Consider the following 7,576-nt stretch of genomic DNA (forward strand, 5'->3'; position numbering starts at 1 on the left):
CATGTCCTTGACTCTCGATCTGGTCGAGCAATTGATTGCCCGTCCTTCAGTCACGCCAGATGATGCGCAATGCTTATCGCTGATAGCCTCGCGCCTGTCTGCGATCGGATTCGAGTGTGAACGCATGGACCAAGGGCCTGAAAAAGCACGCGTTAGTAATTTGTGGGCAATCAAACGCAGTGCTGCCCCACATGCAAAAACATTTGTGTTTGCGGGTCATACCGACGTAGTGCCTACAGGCCCCTTAGAGCTATGGGCCAGTGATCCTTTCACACCTACGCACCGCGAAGCCAAACTATTTGGGCGCGGCGCTAGTGACATGAAAACATCGCTTGCAGCCATGGTCGTGGCGGCAGAGGAATTCACCCAAGCTCAAAACCAAGCTGATTTTTCTTTGGCTTTTTTGCTCACCAGCGATGAAGAAGGTCCTTCGGTAGATGGTACGGTCAAAGTGATAGAAGCACTGAAAGAACGCGGTGAAACTCTGCACTGGTGCATTGTGGGTGAGCCTACTTCAGTCCATCACATAGGCGACATGGTGAAAAACGGAAGACGTGGCACGCTCAGCGGCAAACTCACAGTCAAAGGACAGCAAGGTCATATCGCTTATCCTCAACTTGCTCGCAATCCCATCCATTTGCTTGCGCCCGCATTGGCTGAATTAACGGCTATCGAATGGGACAAAGGCAATGCTTATTTCCAGCCGACAGGCTGGCAGGTCAGCAACATTCACGCAGGCACGGGTGCTAACAATGTGATTCCCGGTGAAGTGGTGGTTGATTTTAATTTTCGATTCAGTACCGAATCTACCGCCGAAGGTTTGATACAAACACTCGAAGCTATTTTGCACAAACACCAACTCAACTTCACTGTCAAATGGACGCTGGGTGGATTGCCATTCATCACTACCCCAGGAGATTTGTTGGAGGTAGTTCAACAGTCCATTTTGGAGCACACGGGTTTAAAAACCGAACTCTCCACCACCGGCGGCACCAGCGATGCACGTTTCATTGCGCAAATTTGTCCCCAAGTCATTGAGTTTGGTCCTCCCAATGACAGCATTCACCAAATCAACGAATTCATACGCTTAAGCGATATTGACTGCCTGAAAAATATTTATTTAGGTATCTTAAAAAAACTGCAAGAACACACTCAAAGTGCGGCAGGTGCATGACACTTGTTGAGTTGATCGCGCACTGCAGTAAAGAATTGAACATGGCTGGTGTGGCCTTTGGTCAAGGCACTTTGTGCGCAGAGGATGAAGCCGCTTGGTTGGTGCTGTGGGCCATGAAATTACCTTTAGACATAGATACCTCCTCGCTCAATACCGATTTGTCTGAACACGATATACACACTGCGCTGGACTTGTTGCACAAGCGAATACACACACGTCAACCGCTGGCTTACATGACAGGCGAAGCATGGTTGCAAGGTGTTTCATTTCATGTCGATCCTCGCTGCTTGATTCCTCGAAGCTTAATCGCCGAAGTTATTGCGTATGCCAGCATGGATCCGTGGCTAAACCCTCATAGTCAAAGAGCGCTTGACCTGTGCACGGGTGGAGGCAGCTTGGCGGTGTTACTTGCCTTGGCTTATCCACAATTGCATGTCGATGCTTTGGATATTTCCGCCGAAGCTTTAGCCGTGGCACACATCAACATTGAAAGGCATGGTTTGCAAGACCGTATCGCAACACAACAATCGGATGGTCTGCAGCAGGCATCTGGCAGGTATGACCTGATCGTCTGCAATCCACCCTATGTGAATGCAAAAAGCATGACGTTGCTTCCAGAGGAGTTTCGCAATGAGCCCGAGCTCGCATTGGCTGGAGGAATAGACGGTATGGATTTCATTCGAGGGTTGTTATCGCAAGCGCCTGAGTACATGACGAATGAGGGTGTGTTGGTCTTGGAAATAGGACATGAAATTGCGCATTTTCACAAAGCATTTCCCTCGATTGAAGTGACATACTTGTCCACCAGTGCTGGTGATGAGCAAGTCATGTTGATCACCCGGCAGGCGTTACTTTCATGATTACGTTGAAGAATATATCGCTGCGTCGCGGCACCAAACTGCTGCTGGATCAAGCTTCAGTGACTTTGAATCCCGGCGAGAAAGTAGGTCTTGTTGGACGCAACGGAGCTGGTAAATCAAGCCTGTTTGCATTACTCAATCGAAGCTTGCAAGAGGACTCTGGCGAGTTTTATATTCCTACGCAATGGCGTATGGGGCAAGTTGCACAGGACATGCCCGAAACTGCACAAAGCGCGACAGCGTTTGTGATTGAAGGTGACATCGCCTTGATGCAAGCGCGACTTGAAGTAACTGCTGCTGAAGCAACAGATGATGGCGAACGCATGGCGCATGCTTACATGGCTTTGTCAGATGCGGGTGAGCACGATGCGCCCTCAAGGGCTCAGTCGCTCATATTGGGACTGGGTTTCAAAACCAGTGAATTAGACAATCCTGTCAATAGTTTTTCCGGCGGTTGGCGTATGCGCTTGCAACTGGCTCGCGCATTGATGAGTCCTTCGGATTTATTGTTGCTGGACGAACCTACCAACCATCTGGATCTTGATGCATTGGTGTGGCTAGAGAGTTGGCTCAAGCGCTACGAGGGCACCTTGTTAGTTATTAGCCACGACAGAGAATTTCTTGACGCAGTGACCAACGTTACTTTGCATATCGATGCTGCCAAATTGATGCGTTATGGTGGAAATTACAGTAAGTTCGAGGATATGCGTGCCGAGCAAATGAACCTGCAACAAAACGCGTTCGCTAAACAGCAAGACAAAATTGCCCATTTGCAAAAATTTATCGCGCGTTTCAAGGCTAAAGCCAGCAAAGCCAAGCAAGCACAAAGTCGCGTCAAAGCGTTGGAACGCATGGAGAAAATTGCACCTCTGCTCAGTGAAGCAGATTTCCAATTTGAATTCAAACCGCCTGCCCATTTGCCCAATCCCATGTTGTCTATGCAAGCTGTGAGCTTTGGCTATCCGAATGCAGACGGTACTGATGCAGCATCTACTGTGATTGTCAAAAATATCAGTCGCTCGGTATTGGCAGGTCAGCGTATTGGCATCTTGGGTGCCAACGGGCAAGGTAAATCCACCGTGGTGAAAACCATAGCCCGTAATCTGCAAGCGGTAGCAGGTGAAATCACCGAAGGCAAAGGGTTAAATATTGGCTATTTTGCACAGCAGGAACTCGATGTTTTGCAACCGGTTGACAATCCTTTGGATCACATGATTGCATTGGCTAAACGCTTAAACCAGCAAAGTTTGTTGTCTGGTCAGGCAACGCGCGAACAAGATTTGAGAAGTTTTCTCGGCCAATTCAATTTCAGTGGTGACATGGTCAAGCAAAGTGTGGGAAGCATGAGTGGCGGTGAAAAAGCACGTCTGGTGCTGTGCATGTTGGTGTGGCAGCGTCCCAATCTGTTGCTGCTTGATGAGCCTACCAACCATTTGGACTTGGCTACGCGTGAAGCGTTGTCGGTTGCTTTGAATGAGTTTGAAGGAACCGTGATGCTGGTCAGTCACGATCGCGCCTTGTTACGCGCAGTATGCGATGAGTTTTGGTTGGTTTCTCGTGGAGGCATAGAGCCATTTGAAGGCGATTTAGATGACTATCAAAAGTTCTTGCTGGATGAAGCCAAACGATTAAAGACGATAGCCTCCGCTCATTCTGGTGTTGCTGCGAGCTCTCCAAATATCAATCCACCCGCGACTGTTGTGAAAACTGCGACGCCCAAAACAATTCTGCCTTCTTTAAAAAATATACAAAAAGAGTTGACGCAGCTTGAATCAAAAATGCAAACGCTTGAAGCTGAGCGCGAACAATTGCATGAATTCATGACTCGTGCAGTGGCAAGTACCGAACTGGCTGACAAAGGCAAACAATTAAAACGAATTGATGAAGAACTGCCGGTATTGGAATCAAGATGGTTGGAGTTGACAGGCTTGTTAGAAAACGCCAGCACGTCAAGTTAAAAAAAAACCAGTTCAAAATGAACTGGTTTTTTTGAATGAGGGTGGTAGGACGTACAAGATTCGAACTTGTGACCAACGGATTAAAAGTCCGCTGCTCTACCAACTTAGCTAACGTCCCGACCGATTGCAGCTATCGTGTCGATTGCTGCAAAGCCTTGAATTATAGCGTCTTTTTTCCAGCCGATTTGGAATTGGTTGCAAGTTTATCGAGCACCCAGCCTGCGGCACATTGGCCGAAGGTCGCGGTCACAGCGACCACCGAGCCGTAGCCGTGGCAGTTCAAAGAACCATCGCCATTGATATTGCAGGAAGCATCTGGCGGAGCTACGGCCTCACGGCTGAAAACGCAGGTGACCCCGATCTTCTTGCCCTCCCGCGGTGCGCCGTGGTGTTTGCGCAGCTGATAGCGCATTTGGGCCAACAGCGGGTCATGGGTGGTCAGTGCGAGATCATCCACATCCACCTTGTGCGCATGCCGCTTGCCCCCTGCTGCACCCACGGTGATGTGCAGCACCCCATGGGCCTGCGCCCATATGGACAGTGCAGTTTTGGCTTTGATCTGGTCACAGGCATCAATGAGAGCATCTACGGGCGTTTGCAGCAAGGCAGGCCAGTTTCCAGGCTCCACAAACTCCTCCACGCAATGAACGATGCAGTCCGGGTGGATTTGTGCGATGCGATCACGCATGGCCAGAACCTTGGCCTCTCCCACCGTATCGGTGAGCGCATGGATCTGTCGGTTGATGTTGGATTCAGCCACATGGTCCAAGTCGATCAGGGTAATTTGCGCGACGCCGCTGCGCGCCAGGGCCTCTGCGGCCCACGACCCGACTCCACCAATACCAACCACGGCCACGTGCGCGGAGCGAATTCTGGCTGCGCCCTGCACTCCGTAGAGCCGCTGAAGCCCACCAAAGCGGCGCTCCGAAGCGTGCTCCGCACCACCATCTGGCGCAGCCTGCGAGGCAAAAGCCACATCACCCGCCATCACTTGAGCCGCGACAGGCGTTCTTTAGCGGCCACAGCGGCCTCAGACTGCGGATAAGCCCGGATGAGGTCTTCCAGTGTCTTGCGCGCGGTACGTGTGTCTTTGAGCTCAATCTGGCAATTGGCGATGGACAGAGCTGCCTCGGGCGCACGGGCGTGCGTGGGGGCGTCGGTCAGCATTTGTTTGAAATTGCCGATGGCTTCCTTGTACTCACGCGTAGCGTACTGGGCATTTCCCAACCAGAAACGGGCAGAGGGCACGTAGCCGCTGCGCGGATACTGCCGCACAAAGCCCGCGAAAGCGACACTTGCATCAGGGAATTTGCCGGAGCGAAAGACAGCCAGAGCCGCCTCAAAATCCCGCTTTTCGGCAGGATCTGCCTGGAAATCGCGGCCATCCACATTGACCTTGATGGGCTCAAACTGCCGCAATCGCTCATCCACACCCTGCGCGATGTCTTTCTGCCGACGCTGCAGTTCACCGACATCGCGCAACAGCTGCTCGTTCTGGCCATTGAGTTTGGCCTGCTCGGCACGCAAGGTCTCGATCTGCGTCTGCAAATCCAGCAGACTGCGGCGAAGCTGAGCGTTTTCTTCGTCCAGCTTGCGCACCTCTTCGGCAGAACGCTGCTGAGACAACTGCAGACCATCAACGCGCTGTCGCATCTCCAGGATAGCCCGTCGCGCTTCGCCGTCTTCGAAGATGGCGGCATGGGCAGAAGACAGCGACACGGCGAGCAATGCCGCCGTGGCCAGCGCCCGCAACGAGAAAACCGGTGCAGCGGATGTCATTAACGGTACGACAGTTCAGCGCGGCGGTTCTGGGCGCGTGCATCTTCGGTAGCGCCTTGGGCTGCAGGCTTTTCCTTGCCAAAACTCACGGCCTCGACCTGGCTGTCAGGCACGCCCAGCAAGCCCAGCGAACGGCGCACTGCTTCTGCGCGCTTCTGGCCCAGTGCCAGGTTGTACTCGCGGCCACCACGGTCATCCGTGTGGCCTTCGATCATGACCTTGCGGTTGGGGGCCGCTTTGATGAAGCGGGAATGCGCTTCAATCAGCGACTGGAACTCGGGTTTGATCACGTAGCTGTCGTAATCAAAGTACACGACGCGCGCGACCCCCACGGGGCCGGCACCGTCGCGGCCGGACTGGCCGAGGTCCACGCCCGCCACGCCGCTTTGCGAGGTATTGCCGGAGTTGGCACCGTTGTTGGCTCCACCCATGGTGGAGGTGGCATTTTTGTCTTCGACCGGCACATCATCCAGCTTCACGCCAGAGCTGCAGCCCGCCACGAGAGCGGCAACGGTGAGGGCAAGGGTAATACGTTTCATCATCCAAATTTCTCCTGAAGGCTTGATAACTGAAAGTGCAGATAAGTTCATTGCTTTTGGAACGGGCCCCAGTCCGGCTCGCGGATGTCGCCCGCCTGACCGGCGAGACGCGCCTTGATCTTGCCGTCCAGGGTTGTGGTCATGAGGGCTTCACGGCCCTGCTGTTGGGTCGCGTAAACAATGAGCCGGCTGTTGGGCGCAAAGCTGGGATTTTCGTCCGCCGTCGTATCTGTCACCGCATTGACGGTGCCCGTGGACAGATCCATCACATGCAGCTTGAATGCGCCACCCACGCGGGAGATGTAGGCCAGCCAGCGACCGTCGGGACTCACGCTGGGCGAGATGTTGTAGGTGCCGGTAAAGGTCACGCGCTCCGCATTGCCACCGGACGCACCCACCTTGTAGATTTGCGGGGCACCGCCCCGGTCGCTCACAAAGAAAATGCTGCGGCCATCGCCCGAGAACACAGGCTCGGTATCGATGCCTGCGCTTTGCATCAGGCGGCGCGGCTCGCCGCCGTTGGCATCAATGGTGTACAGCTGCGAGCCGCCATCGCGGCTCAACGTGACTGCCAGCGTACGGCCATCCGGCGCCCAGGCTGGCGCACTGTTGGAGCCACGGAAGTTCGCGATCAGGCGCCTGCGACCTGTGGCCACATCGTGCACATAGACCACCGGCTTGCGCGACTCGAACGACACATAGGCCAGTTGCCCCCCGTTGGGCGACCATGCAGGCGAGATGATGGGCTCGGGGCTGGACAGTGCGGACTGGGCGTTCTCGCCGTCGGCATCCGCAACCCAAAGGCTGTAACGGGGGCCGGTTTTGGTCACATAGGCAATGCGCGTCGAGAAGATACCGCGCTCACCCGTGAGCTTTTCGTAGATGAAGTCGGCAATGCGGTGCGACACCAGGCGCAGGTCGCCCTGCGTGACCACAAAACTCTGTCCGCCCAGGTCTTGGCCCTTGACCACATCCCACAGACGAAACCGCACATCAAAACGCCCATCGGCCAAACGCGTGACGCTGCCAGTGGCCAGCGAATCCGCACTTTTCTGGCGCCACAGTGCGACGTCTGGCCGCGCGGTTTCGTCCAGCGTTGCGCCGGAGGCGTCAATGGCGCGGAACTGCCCGCTTCGCTCCAGGTCGGCCTGGACGATGGCCGCAATTTTTTGGGGCGATTGCGCCTCGCCCCGGAACGGAGCAATGGCGATGGGCAATTGGGTCAGCCCAACGCCTGTCTCTTATACACATCTGACGCTGCCGACG

The 7,576-nt window shown here is 54.3% G+C and carries 6 protein-coding genes, 1 tRNA gene and 1 pseudogene; 3 read left to right on the top strand and 5 right to left on the bottom strand.

What is annotated here, in order from left to right; genetic code table 11:
• The first annotated feature begins 1 nt into the window (after position 1).
• Genes dapE through AC9UG7_RS09725 form a run of 3 tightly spaced genes read left to right on the top strand, consistent with a single transcriptional unit; the run spans position 2 to position 3,992 of the window.
• Positions 2 to 1,174: a succinyl-diaminopimelate desuccinylase gene (gene dapE / locus AC9UG7_RS09715; protein WP_509587077.1), complete on the top strand. Its 1,173-nt coding sequence runs from the start codon at positions 2 to 4 to the stop codon at positions 1,172 to 1,174.
• Positions 1,171 to 2,034 (top strand): 50S ribosomal protein L3 N(5)-glutamine methyltransferase, encoded by an 864-nt coding sequence (gene prmB, locus AC9UG7_RS09720; RefSeq protein ID WP_509587079.1) that lies wholly within the window; start codon positions 1,171 to 1,173, stop codon positions 2,032 to 2,034. The genes dapE and prmB overlap by 4 nt, the downstream gene beginning before the upstream one ends.
• Positions 2,031 to 3,992: an ABC-F family ATP-binding cassette domain-containing protein gene (locus tag AC9UG7_RS09725; protein ID WP_509587081.1), complete on the top strand. Its 1,962-nt coding sequence runs from the start codon at positions 2,031 to 2,033 to the stop codon at positions 3,990 to 3,992. Before prmB ends, AC9UG7_RS09725 begins: the two co-directional genes overlap by 4 nt.
• A gap of 42 nt (positions 3,993 to 4,034) precedes the next feature.
• Here the strand turns inward: AC9UG7_RS09725 and AC9UG7_RS09730 are convergent.
• The 5 genes and pseudogenes from AC9UG7_RS09730 to tolB all read right to left on the bottom strand — a co-directional run.
• Positions 4,035 to 4,110, bottom strand: a tRNA-Lys gene (locus AC9UG7_RS09730).
• Between the two features lie 42 nt (positions 4,111 to 4,152).
• A complete protein-coding gene (locus AC9UG7_RS09735) occupies positions 4,153 to 4,980 on the bottom strand; it encodes a tRNA threonylcarbamoyladenosine dehydratase (RefSeq protein ID WP_509587083.1) in 828 nt (275 codons plus the stop codon).
• The gene (gene ybgF, locus AC9UG7_RS09740; RefSeq protein ID WP_509587085.1) at positions 4,980 to 5,771 is read right to left on the bottom strand and encodes a tol-pal system protein YbgF; all 792 of its coding nucleotides are present in this window, start codon (positions 5,769 to 5,771) and stop codon (positions 4,980 to 4,982) included. Before ybgF ends, AC9UG7_RS09735 begins: the two co-directional genes overlap by 1 nt.
• On the bottom strand, positions 5,771 to 6,313 hold the full coding sequence (gene pal / locus AC9UG7_RS09745) for a peptidoglycan-associated lipoprotein Pal (RefSeq protein WP_099730420.1): 543 nt from the start codon (positions 6,311 to 6,313) through the stop codon (positions 5,771 to 5,773). Before pal ends, ybgF begins: the two co-directional genes overlap by 1 nt.
• 44 nt (positions 6,314 to 6,357) lie before the next feature.
• Positions 6,358 to 7,548: pseudogene (gene tolB, locus AC9UG7_RS09750) on the bottom strand (Tol-Pal system beta propeller repeat protein TolB); the annotation flags it as partial.
• Positions 7,549 to 7,576 lie beyond the last annotated feature (28 nt).

Origin of the sequence: Limnohabitans sp., assembly GCF_046052765.1 — a bacterium.
Classification (GTDB): Bacteria; Pseudomonadota; Gammaproteobacteria; order Burkholderiales; family Burkholderiaceae_C; genus Limnohabitans.

What these genes read in the sequence shown, in the direction of transcription:
- AC9UG7_RS09725 (WP_509587081.1), top strand. Translation starts at nt 2,031, where the DNA reads ATGATTACGTTGAAGAATATATCGCTGCGTCGCGGCACCAAACTGCTG.
- pal (WP_099730420.1), bottom strand. Translation starts at nt 6,313, where the DNA reads ATGATGAAACGTATTACCCTTGCCCTCACCGTTGCCGCTCTCGTGGCG.
- ybgF (WP_509587085.1), bottom strand. Translation starts at nt 5,771, where the DNA reads ATGACATCCGCTGCACCGGTTTTCTCGTTGCGGGCGCTGGCCACGGCG.
- dapE (WP_509587077.1), top strand. Translation starts at nt 2, where the DNA reads ATGTCCTTGACTCTCGATCTGGTCGAGCAATTGATTGCCCGTCCTTCA.
- AC9UG7_RS09735 (WP_509587083.1), bottom strand. Translation starts at nt 4,980, where the DNA reads ATGGCGGGTGATGTGGCTTTTGCCTCGCAGGCTGCGCCAGATGGTGGT.
- prmB (WP_509587079.1), top strand. Translation starts at nt 1,171, where the DNA reads ATGACACTTGTTGAGTTGATCGCGCACTGCAGTAAAGAATTGAACATG.